Origin of the sequence: Sandaracinobacteroides saxicola (assembly GCF_014117445.1) — a bacterium.
In the GTDB taxonomy this organism is placed as follows: domain Bacteria; phylum Pseudomonadota; class Alphaproteobacteria; order Sphingomonadales; family Sphingomonadaceae; genus Sandaracinobacteroides_A; species Sandaracinobacteroides_A saxicola.
In genome coordinates this window covers 2,652,800-2,671,031 of sequence record NZ_CP059851.1, presented here as the reverse complement: position 1 = coordinate 2,671,031, position 18,232 = coordinate 2,652,800, and the positions used below count along the sequence as shown (strand labels likewise).

Genomic DNA, 18,232 nt, shown 5'->3' with positions numbered 1-18,232 from the left:
TTTAACCTGATGTTCCAGCGATTATTTGTGACGTCCCCACCCCCGGCCCCTCCCTTGAATGGAAGGGGAGGTGTGTCGTAGCAACGCGTTTCCCCTCCCCTTCAGGGGAGGGGTAGGGGTGGGGCGGTGTCGCACGGGACGGCCATCGATCCGGGAGCGACTCCAGCAACAACCAGAGGCCGCGCAGCACATCGTCGAGACGGGTCAGCACATCTTCGTTGGTGACGCGGTGCACCACGAAACCGAGTGTCGCCAGTCGTTGGTCACGGCGCGCGTCTGCATCGGGATCGACGTGGGTTGCGCCGTCCACTTCGAGGATCAGCGCTTTCTGCGGACAGAGGAAATCGGCAATCGCCGTCCCGATCGCGGCCTGGCGGCGGAACTTGTAGCCGCCGAGTTGGGCGCGGGAGAGATATTTCCACAGCCGGCGTTCGGCGGCGGTGGCGTTGTTGCGGTTGTCGCGGGCGTATTTCTGGATTTCGGCACGGCGCTCGGCGGAGAGACCCCACCCCCGGCCCCTCCCCTGAAGGGGAGGGGAGATGCTAGGGGCATCACCACCGGCGATCACCCCACGCTCCCTTCAAGACTCACGCCCAGCAGTTTCTGCGCTTCGACCGCGAATTCCATCGGGAGTTGTTGCAGCACTTCCTTGCAGAAGCCGTTGACGATCAGGCTGACGGCTTCTTCCGCGTTCAGGCCGCGTTGCAGGGTGTAGAAGAGCTGGTCGTCGCTGATCTTGCTGGTGGTGGCTTCGTGCTCGATCTGTGCAGAGGGATTCTTCACTTCGATGTAAGGCACGGTGTGCGCGGCGCATTGATCGCCCAGCAGCAGCGAATCGCACTGGGTGAAGTTGCGCGCGCCCTCCGCGCCCGGCCCCACGCGGACAAGGCCGCGGTAGGCGTTGCTGCTGCGGCCGGCGCTGATGCCCTTGCTGATGATCGTGCTGCGCGTGCCGGCGCCCAGGTGGATCATCTTGGTGCCGGTGTCGGCCTGCTGGCGGTTGTTGGTGACGGCGACGGAATAGAATTCGCCGACACTGTTTTCGCCGGAGAGCACGCAGCTGGGGTATTTCCAGGTGATGGCGCTGCCGGTTTCGACCTGCGTCCAGCTGACTTTTGACCGCGCGCCGTGGCACAGCGCGCGTTTGGTGACGAAATTATAGATGCCGCCCTTGCCGTCCTTGTCGCCGGGATACCAGTTCTGCACGGTCGAATATTTGATCTCGGCGTCGGTTTCGGCGACCAGCTCGACGACCGCGGCGTGCAGCTGGTTTTCGTCCCGCATCGGCGCGGTGCAGCCTTCGAGATAGCTGACATAGCTGCCTTCATCGGCAATGATCAGCGTGCGTTCGAACTGGCCGGTGTTTTCGGCGTTGATGCGGAAGTAGGTGGACAGCTCCATCGGGCAGCGCACGCCCTTGGGCACATAGACGAAGGTGCCGTCCGAGAAGACCGCGCAGTTCAGGCATGCGAAATAATTGTCCCGCATCGGCACCACGCTGCCCAGATGCTTGCGGATCATCTCCGGATATTCGCGGATCGCCTCGCTGATCGACAGGAAGATGACGCCGGCGCGCTTCAGCTCCTCGCGGAAGGTGGTGGCGACGCTGACCGAATCGAACACGGCGTCCACCGCAACCTTGCGCGCGCCTTCGACGCCGGCGAGCACCTTCTGCTCCTCGATAGGGATGCCGAGTTTTTCATAGACGCGCAGGATTTCGGGATCGACCTCGTCCAGGCTGCCGAGTTTCGGCTTCGCCTTGGGCGCGGCATAATAATAGGCGTCCTGATAGTCGATGGGCGCGATGTCGAGCTTCGCCCAATCGGGGGGCGTCATGGTGAGCCAGTGGCGGAACGCCTTCAACCGCCAGTCCAGCATCCAGGCGGGTTCGTTCTTCTTGGCGCTGATGAAGCGGACGGTGTCTTCGGTGAGGCCCTTGGGCGCAAAATCCTGTTCGATGTCGCTGGAGAAACCCCATTTGTAGGTGGAGGTGTCCTCGACCGCGGCGGCGGCCTCGGCGTTGCGCACAGGTGTCAGAATCTCGTCCATCATGCCATTTCCAGGGTGCGGGCCGCGGCGGGCGCGCCGGCAAGCTCGGCGAGCGTCACGCGGGTGAGCGCCTGGCGCACGGCACGGTTGACGGGCGCCCAGTGCGGGCGGACGGCGCAGCTGCCGGTCAGCGCGCAATCGCCGGCATCGTGGACGCAGGCAGTAAGCGCGATGGGGCCTTCGATCGCCTCGATGATCTCGGCGAGCGTGATGCCGGCGGTGCAGCGGGCGAGCGTGGCGCCCCCGGCAGCGCCCCGGCTGGAAATGAGCAGGCCGGCACGGCTGAGCGCGCTCATCAGCTTGGCGACCGTCGGCGCGGGGATGCCGGCCTTGTCCGCGATCTGCGCGGCCGACACCATTCCCCGCTCCCGCGCGGCGACGGTCATCACCACGACGGCATAATCGGCAAGATTGGAGAGGCGAATCACGGGCGGTCCTCAATTCGGAGCGATTTGTTCCGAATTAGCGTGGCGCGCCCGGGAAATCAAGGTCGGCCGGCCCTCGTCGCCTTGATCCACGCGTTCACATTTTCCTCCAGCACGTCCATCGGCACCGCGCCGTTCAACAGCACCGCGTCGTGGAAACCGGCCATGGTGAATTTCGGGCCGAGTTCGCGCTGCGCCCGGTCGCGCAGCTCGCTGATCTTCAGGCGGCCGACCATGTAGGCGGTGGCCTGGCCGGGGAAAACGGCGTAGCGTTCGATGGCCTTCACGATGCCGCCGGGCGCGTCGGCGCTGTTGTCCTCCACATAGCGGATCGCCTTTTCGCGGCTCCAGCGCTTGTCGTGCAGGCCGGTGTCCACCACCAGGCGGATGGCGCGGTGCAGTTCCAGCTGGAGCCGGCCGAAATCGCGGTAGGGGTCGGTGTAGAAGCCCATGTCCTTGCCGAGCTTTTCGGCATAGAGGCCCCAACCCTCGCTCCAGGCGGTGAAGCCGCCGAAGCGGCGGAAGGGCGGGAGGCCGGTGAGCTTCGAGGTGACCGAGCCATCGAGATGGTGGCCGGGCACGCCCTCGTGGAAGGCGAGCGCCTCCAGCTCGATGTTGGGCATGTCGCGCATGTCGTAGAGGTTGACATAATAGACGCCGGGGCGGGAGCCGTCGGGCGCGGGGCGCTGGTAGAAGGCCTTGCCGGCGGATTTTTCGCGGAAGGGCTCGACAGCCTTTATGGTGAGCGGATCGCGCGGGGTGGCAGCGGGGCTGAAATAATCGGGCAGCTTCGCGGTCATCGCGGCCATGACCTTGCCGGTCTCGTCGAGATACATCTGCCGGCCTTCGGCGGTGTTGGGGTAAAAATTCTCCGGCCGTTCGCGCATATATTTGAAGAAGGCCTTCAGGTCGCCCTTGAAACCCACGCGGTCCTTGATCGCGGTCATCTCGCCATGGATGCGCGCCACCTGGGCCAGGCCGAGCGCATGGATCTGCGCCGCGGTCATGGTGGTGGTGGTGTAGTTGGCGAGGCGTTCGGCATAATAAGCGCGTCCTTCGGGGAAGCGCCAGGCGCCGTCGCCGGCGGGGGCGCGCTTGGCTTGCGCCTCGGCGAAGGCGATGACGCGGGTGTAGGCGGGTTTGACGATGGTGGTGAGCGCCCGCGCGGCGGCGGCGACCAGCGCGTCCTTGTCGGCCTGTGGCAGGTCGAGCTTCGCCACCTTGCCCTTGAAATCGGCGAAGAGCGCTGAATCGGCACCCCCATCGAACGGCGCGCCGGTGATGACGTTGCGGGCGTCGGCGATGACATAGGGGAAGGTCCAGCGCGGCGGGACGACGCCCTTCTTCTCGGCGGCGAGCGCGTTGGCGATCGCCCGGTCCATCACGGCGCCCATGCCGTTCAGGCGGCTGAGGTAGGCGTCGGCCTCGGCCCGGTTGGCGACGCGGTGCAGGTTGATGAGGAAGGCGGGGGCGCCGCTCTGCACGCCGTTCATCTGGTCGAACTCGAAATCATAATGGCGGAACGGCCAGGCGCGTGCGGCGCGGGTCATGCGGTATTCGAACAGGCGATAGCTGAGGCGTGATTGCGGCGACAATCGCGCCGGGTCGAACTGGCGCTTCATCGCGGCGAGCCTGTCCTGACCCAGGGCGTAGCGGGCGGTCTCCGCGGCGTCGCTGCCGTCGGTCCATTTGCCATAGTCGGCGTCGCGGATGCCGCGCTGGGTCTTCGCCTGCGGGTTGAGGGCCAGTTGCGCCTGGTCGAAGCTGTCGAAGAAGGCGGCGAGCGCCTGGTCCTGGCTGGCGGGTTGTGGCGCGGTGGCGGGGGTGGCGGCGGCTTGCGCGATGGCGGGGGCAGCAAGGAGCGCGGTGGTGAGCAGCAGGATGCGAAACATCGGGGGTCCCTTCATGATGGCGCCTTCATATCCCAATGGTGGCGGCTGGGAAGGGGCGGCTTTGCGGTTCGGGGCCGGGTGACCTATGAAACGCGCATGGGCCATCATCACGATCATGGGCATGGCGGGCACGGTCATCCGGTGGCGGGGTGGCGTTATGGCGTGGGGATCGCGCTAAACCTGCTGATCGTGGCGGTACAGCTGGGGGCGGGGTTCGCGGTCGGCTCGACGGCGCTGCTGGCGGACGCGGGGCACAATGCGTCGGATGTGGTGGGGCTGCTGCTGGCGGGCGGGGCGGCGTGGCTGGCGACGCGGCCGGGCGCGGAAAAGCGCACCTATGGCTTCGGCAAGGCCGGCGTGCTGGCGGCGCTGGTGAACTGCCTGCTGCTGCTGCTGGCGAGCGGCGCGATCCTGGCGGAGGCCGCGTCGCGCCTGTTGGGGGGACATGCGGCGACGCCGCCGGGGGGCGTGGTGATGGCGGTGGCGGCGCTGGGCATCCTGGTCAATGGCGGCTCGGCCTGGTTGCTGAGCGGCGGTCAGGCCGGCGACGTGAACCGGCGGGCGGCGGTGCTGCACCTGCTGGCGGACGCGGCGGTCTCGGCCGGCGTGGTGGTGGCGGGCGCGCTGATGCTGTGGACGGGGGCGGCGTGGATCGACCCGCTGGCGAGCGTGCTGATCGTGGGCGTGATCGTGGCGGGCAGCTGGCGGCTGCTGCGCGAGTCGCTCGACCTGGCGATGGACAGCGCGCCGGCGCACATCGATGTCGGCGAGGTGCGGGCCTGGCTGATGCAGCAGCCGGGGGTGGCGGCGGTGCATGACCTGCACATCTGGCCGATCAGCGCGACCGAGCCGGCGCTGACCGCGCATCTGGTCCGGCCGGCGGGAAGCGACGACGCCGTGCTGCATGCGCTGCAACACGGGCTGCGGGCGCGCTTCGGCATCGGCCATGCGACGTTGCAGCTGGAGACCAGCCATCTGCACGAGTGCGAGCATCTGCCCTGCTGAGGGCATGAAAAGGGCCGCTCTCCGGGGGGAGAGCGGCCTTGGTCCGGATTGAGGCCGGCGTTAGATGACTTCGATGTTGACGGCCGCCTGCTTGCCGCGGCGGTCGGTTTCCAGTTCGAAGCTGAGCTTCTGGTTGGGCGCCAGGTCCGACAGGCCGGCGCGTTCGACCGCGCTGATGTGGACGAAGGCGTCGGCGCCGCCATCATCGCGCGAGACGAAGCCGAAGCCCTTTTGCGCGTTGAAGAATTTGACCGTGCCTTCATAGCGCGTGCCGTCCGTCTGCGGCGGCGGGCGGTTGCCGAAGCCACCCCCGGCCGGCCGGGGCGGACGGTCGCCGAAGCCACCGCGGTCACCGCCGAAGCCGCCTTCGCGGGGCGGGCGCGGGGCGCGCTCGGCGACCGGCAGCGGCTCCCCGATCAGCGAGATGTCGGTTGCCGACACCCGGCCGTTGCGTTCGGTGAGCGTGAACTCGATCGGCTGGCCATCGGCGATGGCGCTGAGGCCGGCGCGCTCCACGGCGCTGATGTGCAGGAACACATCCTCGCCACCGTCTTCACGGACGACGAAGCCGAAGCCCTTTTGCGCGTTGAAGAATTTGACCTGGCCCTTGCCCTGGCCGACGACGATGCCGGGGTTCATGTCCCGCCGCGGGCCGCCGAAGCCACCCCCGCCGCCACCGAAACCGCCGCCGCCGCCAGCAGCACCGCCGCCGAAGCGGCTGCCGCCGCCACCGCCGAAGCTGCTGCCGCCACCGCCGAAGCCGCCGCCGCCGAAGCTGCGCCCGCCGCCGCCGAAGCCGCCGCGATCACCCCCAAAGCCGCCGCCGAAGCCGCCCCCGCCAAAATCGCCGCCCTCGAAATCGTCGCCGCCACGCTTCCGGTCGTTCCCACGGCCGCGGTGTCCGCGGCGCTTGTCATCGTAACTCATTCGCTGTCCGTCTCATTCATTCTACACGACCTTGCCCCGCCTGCGCGCCGCATGATCCACTGGTCAGACGCCGCCGGAGTTGTCCGGTGACGAGGGCAGGTGAATCACATTGGCCGGCACACGCCTGTGGCCGGGCAATGTCGAACCGACACTACGCCTGATTTGAGCGCATAGCCCATTTTACCGTCACGGGCGAGTCGGAATCGTCATTTTCATTCAGGGTTCATCGGCGGCGTCCGGGGCGGGCCGACGACATAGCCGTCGGCGGCGCTCCAGCGCATGCCGATGTCGGGGTAGAGGCAGACGTCCTCTCCCGGCCGGTCGGGGCCGACGGCGAGGAAAACCACGGGCGCGTCGCTGCGGTTCTGCAGGTGGTGGGCGTTGGGAACGCCCTTTGCCCAGGTGGCGATGTCGCCGGCGCGCAGCAGGGTCTCGCCACCATCCTCGACCAGCACCGCCTCGCCGGAGACGATCATCACCAGCTCGTCCTCCGCGCTGTGCCAGTGGCGCTGGCTGGCCCAGGCACCGGGTGCGAGCGTGATCAGGTTGGCGGCGAAATCGCTGAGCGCGAGCGCCACCTGCTGCCGGCTGCGCCCGGCGACGGCGCGGTCGAACGGCGGCGGGTAACCGGTGGTGGTGAGGTGCGGCAGGCTGGCGAGATCGACTTTCGGCATCGCTGGAGGTTGCGCCCGCGCGCCGGGTTGCGCAAGAGATGCCGGATGCTCGATCCGCTTCCGCTCGCCCAGGCCCTGATCCGCTGCGCCAGCGTGACGCCGGCGGACGCGGGGGCGCTGGACGTGCTGGAAGCGGCGCTGCGCGGACTGGGGTTCACGACGCAGCGGCTGCGGTTCGGCGGGCCACCCGACGGGCCGGTCGACAATCTGTTTGCAAGGGCAGGCACGGGCGCGCCGCATTTCGCCTTTGCCGGGCACAGCGACGTGGTGCCGGCAGGCGCAGGGTGGAGCGTCGATCCGTTCGCCGCGATTGTCGACCAGGGAGTGCTGATCGGGCGCGGCGCCAACGACATGAAGGGGGCGCTGGCGGCGATGGTGGCGGCGGCGGGCGCCCATGTGGCGCGGGGCGCGCCGGGGAGCCTGTCGTTCATCATCACCGGGGACGAGGAGGGGCCGGCGACGTTCGGCACCGATCCGCTGCTCGACTGGATGGTGGCGAACGGCCACCGGCCCGATCACTGCCTGGTGGGCGAGCCGACCAGCGCGCGGGTGCTGGGGGACATGGTGAAGATCGGCCGGCGGGGGTCCTTGAACTGCTGGGTGACGGTGAATGGCGCGCAGGGGCATGTCGCCTATCCGGCGCGGGCGGACAATCCGGTGACGCGGCTGGTGCGGATCGCCGACCGGCTGAAGGCGCGGGTGCTGGATGACGGCAACGACTGGTTCGATGCCAGCAACCTGGAGGTGACCGACCTTTCCGTGGGCAACCCGACCACCAACTTGATCCCGGCACAGGCCGCTTTACGGTTGAACATCCGTTTCAACAGTGAACACCGGGGTTCCGACCTGCAACGCTGGATCGAGGGCGTGGTCGCCGAGGAGGCGCCGTTGGCCGAGGTGGTGACGCGGATCAGCGGGGAGGCGTTCATCACAGAGCCGTGCGGCTTCACCGCGCTGGTGGCGGACGCGGTGGCCGCGGTGACGGGCGAAACACCGGTGCTGAGCACGACGGGGGGGACATCGGACGCGCGCTTCATCCGGCGGCTGTGCCCGGTGGTGGAGTTCGGCCTGCCGGGCGCCACGATGCACAAGGTGGACGAGAGCGTCAGTATCGCTGACCTTTCTGCTCTGGCAGCGACTTATGATCTGATTTTGCGGCGCTATTTCGCGTGAGGTTGGTGCACGGCGAGCAGGAGCTGATCGTGGCACCGGCGGTCGGCGGCAGCATCGCAGCGTGGCGCTGGCGCGGGCGGGACATCCTGCGGCCGGCGCCGGCGGGGGCGGATGATGCCTTGCAGATGGGTTGTTTTCCGATGCTGCCTTTCACCGGGCGCATCCGCGACGGGCGGTTCCGATGGGACGGCATCGACGTGGCGTTGCCGCCGAACCTGAGTGGCAGCCCCCATGCCATCCATGGCCAGGGGTGGCAGCGGGCCTGGGCGGTGGCGGACAGCGGCGAGGATCATGCGACGCTGACGCTGGCGGCCGGCGGCGATGAATGGCCGTGGATTTATGCGGCGGAGCAACGCCTTGTGCTGGGCGAGGACAGGTTGGACATCAGCCTGTCGGTGCGGAACCGCGATGCGCGGGTGATGCCGCTGGGGTTCGGGCTGCATCCCTGGTTCGTGCGGCATCCGGACACGCGGTTGCAGGCCGCTCACAGCGGCTGGTGGGAATCGGACGGCGAGATTCTGCCGACCCGTTTCATGGGTGAACCGGGGTTTGACCTGTCAACCCGGCTGAACGATGGCGCGCTGCTGGATCATGTCTTTGCCGGGCATGACGGGCGCGCGGTGCTGAGCGGCGGCGGGTTGCGGGTTGCCATGCATGCGGCGCATGGTTGGCTGGTGATCTATGCACCGGTTGACGAATCCTTCCTCTGCGTCGAGCCGGTCAGCCATCCGGCGACGGCCTTGAACCAGCCCGGCATGCCCGGCATCATCGCGCTGCCGCCGGGAGGCGAGGCGGTGACGACGCTGTCGATGCGGGTATCGGCGATGGGAGATTGAGCATGCGTTTCACCCTTGCATTGGTTGCCCTGGCGCTGTCGGTTCCGCTGGCCGCCGGGCCGCTGACGGTCATTCATGCCGGGCGGCTGCTGGATGTGCCGGGGACGGCGGCGAAGGGGCCTTCGACCATCACCGTCGAGGACGGCAGGATCGTGTCGGTGGTGGCGGGCCATGCGCCGGTGCCGGCGGGGGCGACGCTGATCGACCTGAAGGATCGCTTCGTGCTGCCCGGCCTGATCGACTGCCATGTGCATCTGGACAGCGACGCCGGCGGCGAGGCGGCGCTGATCGAGGGGGTGACGGAAGGGCCGGGCATGGCGGCGCTGCGGGCGCAGTGGAACGGCATGAAGACGCTGCGCGCCGGGTTCACGACGGTGCGCAACCTGGGCGACGGCAGCGGCGCGACGCTGGCGCTGCGCGACGCGGTGGCGCGCGGCTGGGTGATGGGGCCGCGCATCATCGACGCCGGGCGCTCCATCTCGGTCACGGCGGGGCATATGGATGCGACGCTGAGCCTGGCGGACGAGCTGCATCCGGCGATCGACCAGTCGAACCTGTGCGACGGCGCCGATGCCTGCCGCCATGCCGTGCGATTGCAGGTGCGGCGCGGCGTGGATGTGATCAAGATCGCGACCACCGGCGGGGTGAACAGCCGGATCGGTGCCGGCATCGGCCAGCAGATGTTTCCGGACGAGGCGAAGGCGATCGTGGAAGCCGCGCATCTGGCGGGGAAGAAGGTGGCTGTGCACGCGCATGGCGCCGACGGCATGAATCTGGCGCTGGCGGCGGGCGCCGATTCGATCGAGCATGGGACGATGCTGGACGATGCCTCGGTCAAGCTGTTCCTGCAGACGGGGGCCTATTATGTGCCGACGCTGTCGACCATCAACGGGTATAAGGAGCGGCTGGCGAAGGATCCGAACGCCTATCCGCCCGCCGTGCTGGAGAAGGTGAAATGGCGGCTTTCGGTGACGGGGAAAAGCCTGGCGAAGGCGGTGCCGGCCGGCGTGAAGATCGCGTTCGGCACCGACGCGGGGGTGAGCAAGCATGGCCGCAACGCCGATGAGTTCGAGCTGATGGTGCAGTTCGGGATGACGCCGGCGAGCGCGATTGCCGCGGCGACGGTGAATGCGGCCGACCTGCTCGGTCTGAAGGACCAGGTGGGGGCGCTGAAGCCGGGGATGGCGGCGGACATCATTGCCGTGGCGGGGGATCCGCTGAGCGATGTGACGGCGTTGAAGACGGTGGCGTTCGTGATGAAGGGTGGGGTGGTCGTGCGGTAGGCTGAACGGTGCCGGCGGTGCTGGCCCCCTCCGTCGGCTGCGCCGACACCTCCCCCGCATGCGGGGGAGGGGCTCGACAGCCTGTCCCATCCGCGAGCGTTTGGGGGAAGAGGCCCACCCCCGCTCGGCTTTGCCGAGTCGCCCCTCCCGTGAACGGGAGGGGTGTGGTCAGCGGACGGTGCCCAGCGGGCCGATGCGTTGGGCGGTGGCGCGGGCGGTTTTGATGTCGCCCTTGGCGAGCGGCGCGAGGATTTCGCGGGCCTGGCGTTGCAGGAGGGCTTCGAAGCCGTCTTTCGCAGTCGCCTTGTCGGCGCGCTCCAGCAGCGTGCGGGCCTTCGCGGCATTGTCGGCGTCCAGCGCGAGCAGCGTGCTGGCGTAGAAGGTGGGATGGACGGGCGACGTGGGGTCGGCGGCGATGGCGCGGTCGAAGAAGCGGACACTGTCGGCGCGTTTGGCGCCGAGCACGGTGCCGGCGATGAAGCTGCCGAGCGTGGCCACCGATTCGCCGTGCCAGCCGCCCATGGCGGCGAGCGCGACAGCGTCGTTCGGGCGTTTGGAGAGCACATGTTCGAAGGCCCGGCGCGCGGTCTTGGCACCGCCCGGCGAACGGTCGAGCTTGGCGGCGTAGCCGACGGCGATCCCGCGTTGCAGGATGGCGTCCAGATTGGCGGGGTCGCGCTTTTCGGCGGCGGCGAAATCGGCTTCGGCGGCGGCGAGCAGGGTGCGGACGCGGGCCTTGTCGGCCGTCTGATAGACGGCGACGACGGTCTGCGCCCGGCCGGCGAGAACGAGAGCGTCGGGCGTGGCTTCGGCGCGGCCGGCGGTGATGACCGCTGGCCAGTTGCCGGCGCGGAAGGCGTCCGCGGCCGGGCCGGCGAGCGCGGGCGTGGCGAGCAGCAGGGCGGCGGCGACAGCCAAGGCTTTCATGCGGGGACCTTTTCGAGGGCGGAGGCGATGAGCGCGCGGGTTTCGCCGATGCCGTAGAGCGCGATGAAGGTGCCCATGCGCGGGCCCTGCGGGCTGCCGAGCAGGGTTTCATAGAGCGCGGCGAACCAGGCGCGCAGCGGATCGAAGCCGAAGCGCTTGCCGGTCTCGTAGATTTCGAACTGGATCGCCTCGGCATCGGCCGTGGGGTTGGCGGCCAGCCACTGGTCGAGCGCGGCGAGCGCCTGCCGTTCGATCCCGGTGGGCGCGCGGCGGTGCAGGGTGGGGGCGATATGGTCGTGGTGGAAGGCGATGGCATGATCGACCATGGCCGACAGTTTCGGGTCGGCGACGGGGTCGCAATCGGGCGCGTAGCGTTTCAGATAGGCGCGCAGCATGGCCGGATCGCTGCTGCCCACAACGGCGACGAGGTGCAGCAGCAGCCCGAAGCTGACGGGGCGGTCGTTCGAGGGCGGCGCGCCGCCGTGGATGTGGAAGGCAGGGTTGCCGAGGCGTTCCTTGGCGGGCTGCGCGGGGAAGGCGGCGGCGAACTTCTCATAATCCTCGACCGCGCGCGGGATGACGCCCAGGTGCAGCTTCTTCGCCTGGCGCGGCTGCTGATACATGTAGAGCGCCAGGCTTTCGGGTTCGGCGTAGCGCAGCCAATCCTCGATGGTGAGGCCGTTGCCCTTGGTCTTGCTGATCTTCTGGCCGCCTTCATCCAGGAACAGCTCGTAGTTGAAGCCCTCGGGCGGGCGCTCCCCCAGGACACGGACGATGCGGCTGGCGAGCGTGACGCTGTCGATCAGGTCCTTGCCGGACATCTCGTAATCGATGCCGAGCGCCACCCAGCGCATCGCCCAATCGGGCTTCCATTGCAGCTTGCAGGCGCCGCCGGTGACGGGGACGGTGACGCTTTCACCGGTTTCCGGGTCGGTATAGCTGACGGTGCCCGCCGTGGCATCGTGCGCGGTGATCGGCACCTGGAGAACGCGGCCGGTGCGCGGGCAGAGCGGCAGGAAGGGGGAGTAGGTGGCGCGGCGGTCGGGGCCGAGGGTGGGGAGGATGACGTCGGTGACGGCCTGATAGTGTTCGAGGATGCGCAGGAGTGTCGCGTCGAAGCGGCCGGAGCGGTAGCAGTCGGTCGAGCTGAGGAACTCGTAATCGAAGCCGAAGCCGTCAAGGAAGGCCATCAGCCGGGCATTGTTGTGCGCGCCGAAGCTGGCGTGGGTGCCGAAGGGGTCGGGCACCGAGGTCAGCGGCTGGCCGAGCGCGGCGGTCAGCATGTCCTGATTGGGGAGATGCGGCGGCACCTTGCGCATGCCGTCCATGTCGTCCGAAAAGGCGATCAGCCGGGTGGGGATGCCGGGGCAGAGCAGGGTGAAGGCGTTGCGCACCATGGTGGTGCGGACGACCTCTCCGAAGGTGCCGATGTGCGGCAGGCCGCTGGGGCCATAGCCAGTTTCGAAGACCACGCCGGCGGCGGGGAAGCCCTGCGGGTAGCGGGCGATCAGCTTGCGCGCTTCCTCGAACGGCCAGGCCTTGCTGATGCCGGCCTCGGTGCGAAGCGCGGCCATTTCATCGGCGGAGAAGCTGCTGTAACCGGTCTGCATGAGCGCCCCTTTGCCATACCCCGCGCTGGTGGCAAGCCATGCCGGCATCTGGCTGGCAGGGCCGGACGGCCGGGTGGGCCAGGCCGACCGGCGGGAGGCGATGGCGCGGGCCGCCGATACCCCGCACCTGTTGCTGAACGCGCCGGTGACGGCGGCGCGGTTGGGCTATCCGGCGCTGTCCGGGCTGGATGTGCTGGAGCTGTTCGCTTTCGTGGCACCGGCGCGGTTCGTGGTGCCCTCCGCAGCGGGGCTGGCGGGGTGGCTGGGGCTGGCGATGCCGGCGGATGGCGCGGCAGAGGCGCTGTTCCTGCGGCAGGCGGCCGGCGCGCTGCTGGCGCGGGTGGCGCCGCCGGATTGGGCGGCGCGCGCGGGAGCGTGGAACAGCGCGCAGTCGCTGGCGCGGCTGGGCTGGGGCTGGGCACCGCTGCTGCTGGAGCGGATCGCAAGGCCGGAGGCGCGGGAGCCGGGGCTGTTCGAGAGCCTTCGCAAGTGGGAGGAGACGGCGCCCAGGCCGAAACCCCGCCCGGTGGTGCAGGGCGTGGGCGACGTGGATGCGGCGCTCGACGCGCTGCGGGGGGAGCGGCGGGAGGTGCGCGAAGGCCAGCGGGGCTATGCGCGGGCGGTGGCGCATGCGTTCGCGCCGCGGCTGTCCGCCGACGGCCCGAACATGGTGGTGGCGGAAGCGGGGACGGGCATCGGCAAGACGCTGGGCTATCTGGCGCCGGCGGCGGACTATGCGGCGAAGAGCGGCGGCGCGGTGTGGCTTTCGACCTTCACGCGGGCGTTGCAGCGGCAGCTGGATGCCGAGACGGTGGCGCTGTTTCCGGACGCCGGCGAACGGGCACAGCGGGTGGTGGTGAGAAAAGGCCGCGAGAATTACCTCTGCCTGCTGAACCTGGAGGATGCGATGCAGGGCGCCTTCACCGGGCGCGCGGGGGTGTTCGCGCATCTGGTGGCGCGGTTCGCGCGATACTCCCGCGATGGCGACATGGTGGGCGGCGACCTGCCGGGGTGGCTGCCGGGCCTGTTCAGCCGGGGGGCGGGGCCGGCGCTGACCGACCGGCGGGGGGAGTGCGTCTATGCCGCCTGCCCGCACTACCGATCCTGTTTCATCGAGCGGGCGGTGCGGGCGAGCGCCGGCGCCGACCTGGTGATCGCCAACCATGCGCTGGTGATGGCGAACGCCGTGCGCGGGCGGGCCGAGGGGCAGGGGCTGGAGCGGCTGGTGTTCGACGAGGGGCATCATCTGGCGGATGCGGCGGACGGGGCGTTCGCGCTGGCGCTGACGGGGGCGGAGGCGATCGAGCTGCGGCGCTGGCTGCTGGGGCCGGAACGCAATGCCCGCGGCCGGCGGCGGGGGTTGGCGGCGCGGCTGCTGGACGTGAGCAGCTATGACGAGGCGGGGGCGGCGGCGCTGGAGGCGGTGGCGGGCGCGGCGCGGGCCCTGCCCGGCGATGGCTGGCTGGGGCGGCTGGGGGAGGGGGTTCCCGACGGCCCGGTGGAGGCGCTGCTGGCGGCGGTGCGGGATGTCGTGCTGACGCGGGCCGAGGGGGTGGAGAGCGGCTTCACCCTGGAGACGGAGATCGCCGATCCGCCCGGCGCGCTGGTGGAGGCGGCGCAGGCCGCGGCGGGGGCGCTGGAGCGGTTGGGGCAGGCGTGCGCGCGGCTGCGGGCGCGGTTGCTCAGCGTGCTGGACGAGCCGCCGGACTGGCTGGATGCGGCGGCGTTCGCGCGGGTGACGTCGGCGAGCGACGGGCTGTTGCTGCGGCAGCAGTTGCTCGCGGCGTGGGGGGCGCTGCTGGCGCGGATCGGCGGGGCGGGCAATCCGGCGTTCGTCGACTGGTTCGAGCTGGTGCGGCACGAGGGGCGGGAACTGGACACCGGCGTGCGGCGGCACTGGCTGGACCCGACCAAGCCGCTGGCCGACGCGGTGCTGGCGCCGGCGCATGGCGTGGTGGTAACCAGCGCGACGCTGGGCGAGCAGGGGGTGGGGGAGGCGCATCTGGCGGTGGTGCCGCGGCATTTCCAGGTGGCGAGCCCGTTCGACTATGCACGCCAGGCCAGGGTGCTGATCGTGACCGACGTGAAGCGTGGCGATGTGGCGGCGCTGGCCAATGCCTATGCCAGGCTGATCGCGGCGAGCGGTGGCGGCACGCTGGGGCTGTTCACGGCGATTTCGCGGCTGCGCAGCGTCCATGCGCGGCTGGCGGACACGCTGGCGCGGCAGGGCCTGCCGCTGTTCGCGCAGCATGTCGATCCGGTGGACGCAGGCACGCTGGTGGACCTGTTCCGCGCCGACCCGCGCGCCAGCCTGTTCGGGACGGATGCGCTGCGCGACGGCGTGGACGTGCCGGGCGAGAGCCTGCGGCAGGTGGTGCTGGAAGGACTGCCGTGGAGCCGGCCGACGGTGCTGCATGCGGCGCGGCGGGCGGCGAATGGCGGTGCCGCGTACGAGGACGCGCTGGTGCGGCGGCGGCTGGCGCAGGCGTTCGGGCGCCTCATCCGGCGGGCGGATGACCGGGGGGTGTTCGTGCTGCTGGGGCCGGCGGTGCCGAGCCGGCTGCTGAACGCCTTTCCACCCGAGGTGGGAATCGAGCGGGTGACCCTGGGGGAGGCTGTGGAAAGTGTGAGCGGGTTCATCGGCGCCGGTTGCGCCGGCGATGGCGCACCCGTAAGCATGATCGGGGGGAGCAGGGAGGCATGATGCGCACGCTGAGCTTGTTGCGGCACGCGAAATCCAGCTGGGACGATCCGGTGGAGACCGATTTCGACCGGCCGCTGAACGGCCGGGGGCGGCGCGCGGCGGTGCGCATGGGGCGCTATCTGCGTGACGAGGGCCTGGCGTTCGACCGCATCATCGCCTCGCCGGCGCTGCGCATCCGGCAGACCATCGAGGGGTTGGAGGAGGGCCTGGGCGGCAGGCTTCAGGTGACGTTCGACCGGCGCATCTACATGGCCAGCGCGGTGACGCTGTTCGACCTGGTGCAGGCGGAAAGCGATGCCACCGGGCGCCTGCTGCTGGTGGGGCACAACCCCGGGCTGGAGGATCTGGCGCTGATCGCGACACCGGAGGATGATGCGCCATTGCGGGCGGAGGCCTACAAGAAATATCCGACCGCGACGCTGGCGGAGATTGTCTTTGAGGGCGCGCGCTGGGCAGAGGCGGCCGAGGGCAAGGGGCGGTTGACGCGGTTCGTGCGGCCGCGCGATCTGGACCCGTCGCTGGGACCGGACGATTGAGAAATTGTTTGATAAATCGCCCATGCCGGGCTGCAAACGCCGATTTTTTGCGCTCCGGTGCTCACGTGCGATAAGCACGCTGCGCTCCGGTGCTCGAAAATCAACGTTTTCGCCGTCGGCATGGGCGATTTATCGAACAATTTCTGGGGAGGGTGGCATGAGGGCATTGTTGATGGCCGCGCTGCTGGCCGGCGGCGCGCAGGCGGCGGAGCCGGCGAAGACGGCGACCGGCGTGAAGGCAGCGGGGGTGGAAGCGCCGAAGGAACGCATTCCGACCGACGTCCGCCGGCTGACCATCCTGGTGCGCGATATCGACAACAGCCTGAAGCTGTACCGCGACGTGTTCGGCCTGCAGGTGAATTATGACGCGAAGATCAGCGTCAGCGGCGTGGCGCTGCCGGCCGGCGTGCCGGGCAACAAGACGCGGCTGGTGCTGTTGAATGGCAATGATCCCTTCATCGGCTGGATCGGGCTGATGCAATATACCGATCCGCCGTTGCCGGGCAGCGACCAGCCCTATCCCCGCCGGCTGGGACCGGGCGGGCATGTGCTGATCCTGAATGTGGACGACGCGAAGAAGCGCTGCGCCATGGCCGCCACGGTGCCGGGCGTGAGCTTCACCGGGGAGGCGCGGTTGCAGGTCTATGAGGGGCGCAACGGCGCGCCGCCGATCCGGGTGATGGGCTGCAACATCTTCGATCCGGACGGCACGGCGATCGAGATCAACCAGATCCTGAGGGATTAGGAACCTTCGCCATCGAATGCCGCCTGCATGGCGGCGAGGTCGAGTTTCTTCATGCTCCAGACCGCCACCATCATGCGGCCGACCTGTTCGGGCGTGCCGGTGGAGATGCGCGCTTCGAGGAAGCTCGGCACGATCTGCCAGGGGACCCCCCAGCGGTCGGTGACCCAGCCGCACTCCAGCTCCTTGCCGCCGTCGGCGCCGAGCGCCGTCCAGAGCCGGTCGATCTCGGCCTGGGTGTCGCAGGCGACCGAGAGCGACATGGCGTTGCTGTGCGGGAAGCCGGGACCGCCGTTCAGCGCCTGCATGCGCTGCCCGGCGAGGGTGAAGCTGACGAACAGTGGCTTGCCGTCCTGCCCCGGCAGCACGGCGTCCACCGATGACTCCGGAAACAGCGAGACGTAGAAGTCGGCGGCTTCGCGCGCGGCGCCGTCATACCAGAGGCAGGGGGCGATGCGGGTGAGTGCGGTCATGCCCGTTCCTCGACGATGGTGCGAAAGCCACCCATGATCAGGCGTTTGCCATCGAACGGCATGGGGTTTTCGTCGCCGGTGATGCGCGGGTCGGCCATGAACTTGGCGTTGCCGGCATCGCGGACCTCGCGGGAGGGCCAGACGATCCAGGAAAAGACGATCTTTTCGCCCGCCTCCGCCTTGACCGCGGTGCGGAAGTCGGTGTGGGTGCCGTCCTTGATGTCGTCTTCCCAGGTTTCGACGACGTGCAGCGCGCCATGTTCGACCAGGATGGAGGCCATCATGGCGGCGAGCCGGCGGTAGGCATCCTCCTGCGCGGCGGGGACGGGGATCACGAAACCGTCGATGTAGCTCATTGCATTGCTCCTTCCTTGAATGCGGCGAAATTGCTGTTGATCTCGTCATGGCCGAGCTGGTGGCCGTGCAAATTGTGCGCGAAGGCCCAGCTGTGGCCGAAGGGGTCGTGCACCACGGCATAGCGGTCGCCCCAGAACATGTCGGCGGGCGGCATGGCCGGGGTGGCGCCCGCGGCGACGGCACGGTCGAACCAGCGGTCGGCGTTGTCGACGGTAAGATGGATGGTGACGGCCGAGTGCCCCGGTTGCGGCGGCGGTGGGGACATGCCGGGGAAATGGTCGTTGAGCATGACGGCGGCGCCGTTGATCGTCAGCCCGGCGTTCATCACCAGCCCTTCCCCATTGTCCAGGCGCGACATGAGCTCGGCGCCGAGCGCGCGGGCGTAGAAATCGATGGCGTCGCCGCCACGGTTGACGACAAGGTGGGGGACGATGGGGGGCAGGCGGAAGGGGGTGTCCATCATTCGGTCCTTTCGTGTGGGCAACAACGGGAGAATGCGTTTCAGGTGCCCGATGCCGCCGTGCGCGGGCGACGGATCGTTGGCGGCCTTCGACAGGGTGAGGCCGTCCTTGCAACACCGCCTGCACGGGTGCGGCGAGCGGGGCGGGCGCGACAGGGG

The 18,232-nt window shown here is 69.3% G+C and carries 18 protein-coding genes; 7 read left to right on the top strand and 11 right to left on the bottom strand.

Annotation, left to right across the window (positions count from 1 at the left end):
* Position 1 precedes the first annotated feature (1 nt).
* Genes H3309_RS13455 through H3309_RS16995 form a run of 4 tightly spaced genes read right to left on the bottom strand, consistent with a single transcriptional unit; the run spans position 2 to position 4,381 of the window.
* On the bottom strand, positions 2–568 hold the full coding sequence (locus H3309_RS13455) for an endonuclease domain-containing protein (protein WP_243453729.1): 567 nt from the start codon (positions 566–568) through the stop codon (positions 2–4).
* On the bottom strand, positions 565–2,052 hold the full coding sequence (sufB, locus tag H3309_RS13450; protein WP_398398539.1) for a Fe-S cluster assembly protein SufB: 1,488 nt from the start codon (positions 2,050–2,052) through the stop codon (positions 565–567). Before sufB ends, H3309_RS13455 begins: the two co-directional genes overlap by 4 nt.
* Positions 2,049–2,474, bottom strand: coding sequence for an SUF system Fe-S cluster assembly regulator (locus H3309_RS13445; RefSeq protein ID WP_182298762.1), 426 nt, complete (start codon positions 2,472–2,474; stop codon positions 2,049–2,051). Before H3309_RS13445 ends, sufB begins: the two co-directional genes overlap by 4 nt.
* 59 nt (positions 2,475–2,533) lie before the next feature.
* Complete coding sequence (locus tag H3309_RS16995; protein WP_243453728.1) at positions 2,534–4,381, bottom strand: DUF885 domain-containing protein; 1,848 nt, start codon at positions 4,379–4,381, stop codon at positions 2,534–2,536.
* Between the two features lie 81 nt (positions 4,382–4,462).
* Here H3309_RS16995 and H3309_RS13440 point away from each other — a divergent pair, with 81 nt between their 5' ends.
* Positions 4,463–5,371, top strand: a complete 909-nt coding sequence (locus tag H3309_RS13440) for a cation diffusion facilitator family transporter (protein WP_207791509.1) — start codon at positions 4,463–4,465, stop codon at positions 5,369–5,371.
* A 60-nt stretch (positions 5,372–5,431) separates the two neighbouring features.
* On the opposite strand, the gene H3309_RS13435 is transcribed toward H3309_RS13440, so the two are convergent.
* Together H3309_RS13435 and H3309_RS13430 are read right to left on the bottom strand one after the other, a co-directional pair.
* Positions 5,432–6,298: a cold-shock protein gene (locus H3309_RS13435; RefSeq protein ID WP_182295188.1), complete on the bottom strand. Its 867-nt coding sequence runs from the start codon at positions 6,296–6,298 to the stop codon at positions 5,432–5,434.
* Between the two features lie 212 nt (positions 6,299–6,510).
* Positions 6,511–6,972, bottom strand: a complete 462-nt coding sequence (locus H3309_RS13430; RefSeq protein ID WP_182295187.1) for a cupin domain-containing protein — start codon at positions 6,970–6,972, stop codon at positions 6,511–6,513.
* A 45-nt stretch (positions 6,973–7,017) separates the two neighbouring features.
* Here H3309_RS13430 and dapE point away from each other — a divergent pair, with 45 nt between their 5' ends.
* From dapE to H3309_RS13415, 3 genes are read left to right on the top strand one after another with little or no spacing between them, the layout of a single operon-like run.
* Positions 7,018–8,145 (top strand): succinyl-diaminopimelate desuccinylase, encoded by a 1,128-nt coding sequence (gene dapE / locus H3309_RS13425; RefSeq protein WP_182295186.1) that lies wholly within the window; start codon positions 7,018–7,020, stop codon positions 8,143–8,145.
* Entirely contained in the window at positions 8,142–8,981 is an 840-nt protein-coding gene (locus H3309_RS13420) for an aldose 1-epimerase (RefSeq protein ID WP_182295185.1), read from the top strand. Before dapE ends, H3309_RS13420 begins: the two co-directional genes overlap by 4 nt.
* Positions 8,982–8,983: 2 nt before the next feature.
* Entirely contained in the window at positions 8,984–10,264 is a 1,281-nt protein-coding gene (locus H3309_RS13415; protein ID WP_182295184.1) for a metal-dependent hydrolase family protein, read from the top strand.
* A 168-nt stretch (positions 10,265–10,432) separates the two neighbouring features.
* Here H3309_RS13415 and H3309_RS13410 read toward each other — a convergent pair whose 3' ends face one another.
* Both H3309_RS13410 and H3309_RS13405 read right to left on the bottom strand, forming a co-directional pair.
* On the bottom strand, positions 10,433–11,191 hold the full coding sequence (locus H3309_RS13410; protein ID WP_182295183.1) for a hypothetical protein: 759 nt from the start codon (positions 11,189–11,191) through the stop codon (positions 10,433–10,435).
* Positions 11,188–12,801, bottom strand: a complete 1,614-nt coding sequence (locus H3309_RS13405; RefSeq protein WP_243453727.1) for a lysine--tRNA ligase — start codon at positions 12,799–12,801, stop codon at positions 11,188–11,190. Before H3309_RS13405 ends, H3309_RS13410 begins: the two co-directional genes overlap by 4 nt.
* On the opposite strand from H3309_RS13405, the gene H3309_RS13400 reads away from it, so the two are divergent.
* The 3 genes from H3309_RS13400 to H3309_RS13390 all read left to right on the top strand — a co-directional run bounded on the left by H3309_RS13400 (position 12,800) and on the right by H3309_RS13390 (position 16,786).
* Positions 12,800–15,505: an ATP-dependent DNA helicase gene (locus H3309_RS13400; protein WP_182295182.1), complete on the top strand. Its 2,706-nt coding sequence runs from the start codon at positions 12,800–12,802 to the stop codon at positions 15,503–15,505. The genes H3309_RS13405 and H3309_RS13400 overlap by 2 nt on opposite strands.
* Positions 15,505–16,041, top strand: a complete 537-nt coding sequence (locus tag H3309_RS13395) for a SixA phosphatase family protein (RefSeq protein ID WP_182298760.1) — start codon at positions 15,505–15,507, stop codon at positions 16,039–16,041. The genes H3309_RS13400 and H3309_RS13395 overlap by 1 nt, the downstream gene beginning before the upstream one ends.
* 157 nt (positions 16,042–16,198) lie before the next feature.
* Entirely contained in the window at positions 16,199–16,786 is a 588-nt protein-coding gene (locus tag H3309_RS13390) for a VOC family protein (protein WP_182295181.1), read from the top strand.
* Here the strand turns inward: H3309_RS13390 and H3309_RS13385 are convergent.
* From H3309_RS13385 to H3309_RS13375, 3 genes are read right to left on the bottom strand one after another with little or no spacing between them, the layout of a single operon-like run.
* Positions 16,783–17,256 (bottom strand): VOC family protein, encoded by a 474-nt coding sequence (locus tag H3309_RS13385; RefSeq protein ID WP_182295180.1) that lies wholly within the window; start codon positions 17,254–17,256, stop codon positions 16,783–16,785. The two genes, H3309_RS13390 and H3309_RS13385, sit on opposite strands and share 4 nt — an antisense overlap.
* Positions 17,253–17,612 carry a DUF1428 domain-containing protein gene (locus H3309_RS13380; RefSeq protein WP_182295179.1) on the bottom strand — a complete coding sequence of 120 codons (360 nt, stop codon included), beginning with the start codon at positions 17,610–17,612 and terminating at the stop codon, positions 17,253–17,255. The genes H3309_RS13385 and H3309_RS13380 overlap by 4 nt, the downstream gene beginning before the upstream one ends.
* Positions 17,609–18,076 (bottom strand): VOC family protein, encoded by a 468-nt coding sequence (locus H3309_RS13375; protein WP_182295178.1) that lies wholly within the window; start codon positions 18,074–18,076, stop codon positions 17,609–17,611. The genes H3309_RS13380 and H3309_RS13375 overlap by 4 nt, the downstream gene beginning before the upstream one ends.
* Positions 18,077–18,232: the final 156 nt, after the last annotated feature.

Bases quoted from the DNA above. Each gene is read 5' to 3' on its own strand.
- dapE (WP_182295186.1), top strand. From the start codon at position 7,018: ATGCTCGATCCGCTTCCGCTCGCCCAGGCCCTGATCCGCTGCGCCAGC.
- H3309_RS13435 (WP_182295188.1), bottom strand. From the start codon at position 6,298: ATGAGTTACGATGACAAGCGCCGCGGACACCGCGGCCGTGGGAACGAC.
- H3309_RS13405 (WP_243453727.1), bottom strand. From the start codon at position 12,801: ATGCAGACCGGTTACAGCAGCTTCTCCGCCGATGAAATGGCCGCGCTT.
- H3309_RS13440 (WP_207791509.1), top strand. From the start codon at position 4,463: ATGGGCCATCATCACGATCATGGGCATGGCGGGCACGGTCATCCGGTG.
- H3309_RS13375 (WP_182295178.1), bottom strand. From the start codon at position 18,076: ATGATGGACACCCCCTTCCGCCTGCCCCCCATCGTCCCCCACCTTGTC.
- H3309_RS13385 (WP_182295180.1), bottom strand. From the start codon at position 17,256: ATGACCGCACTCACCCGCATCGCCCCCTGCCTCTGGTATGACGGCGCC.
- H3309_RS13380 (WP_182295179.1), bottom strand. From the start codon at position 17,612: ATGAGCTACATCGACGGTTTCGTGATCCCCGTCCCCGCCGCGCAGGAG.
- H3309_RS13400 (WP_182295182.1), top strand. From the start codon at position 12,800: ATGAGCGCCCCTTTGCCATACCCCGCGCTGGTGGCAAGCCATGCCGGC.
- H3309_RS16995 (WP_243453728.1), bottom strand. From the start codon at position 4,381: ATGAAGGGACCCCCGATGTTTCGCATCCTGCTGCTCACCACCGCGCTC.
- H3309_RS13395 (WP_182298760.1), top strand. From the start codon at position 15,505: ATGCGCACGCTGAGCTTGTTGCGGCACGCGAAATCCAGCTGGGACGAT.
- sufB (WP_398398539.1), bottom strand. From the start codon at position 2,052: ATGATGGACGAGATTCTGACACCTGTGCGCAACGCCGAGGCCGCCGCC.
- H3309_RS13430 (WP_182295187.1), bottom strand. From the start codon at position 6,972: ATGCCGAAAGTCGATCTCGCCAGCCTGCCGCACCTCACCACCACCGGT.
- H3309_RS13415 (WP_182295184.1), top strand. From the start codon at position 8,984: ATGCGTTTCACCCTTGCATTGGTTGCCCTGGCGCTGTCGGTTCCGCTG.
- H3309_RS13390 (WP_182295181.1), top strand. From the start codon at position 16,199: ATGAGGGCATTGTTGATGGCCGCGCTGCTGGCCGGCGGCGCGCAGGCG.
- H3309_RS13410 (WP_182295183.1), bottom strand. From the start codon at position 11,191: ATGAAAGCCTTGGCTGTCGCCGCCGCCCTGCTGCTCGCCACGCCCGCG.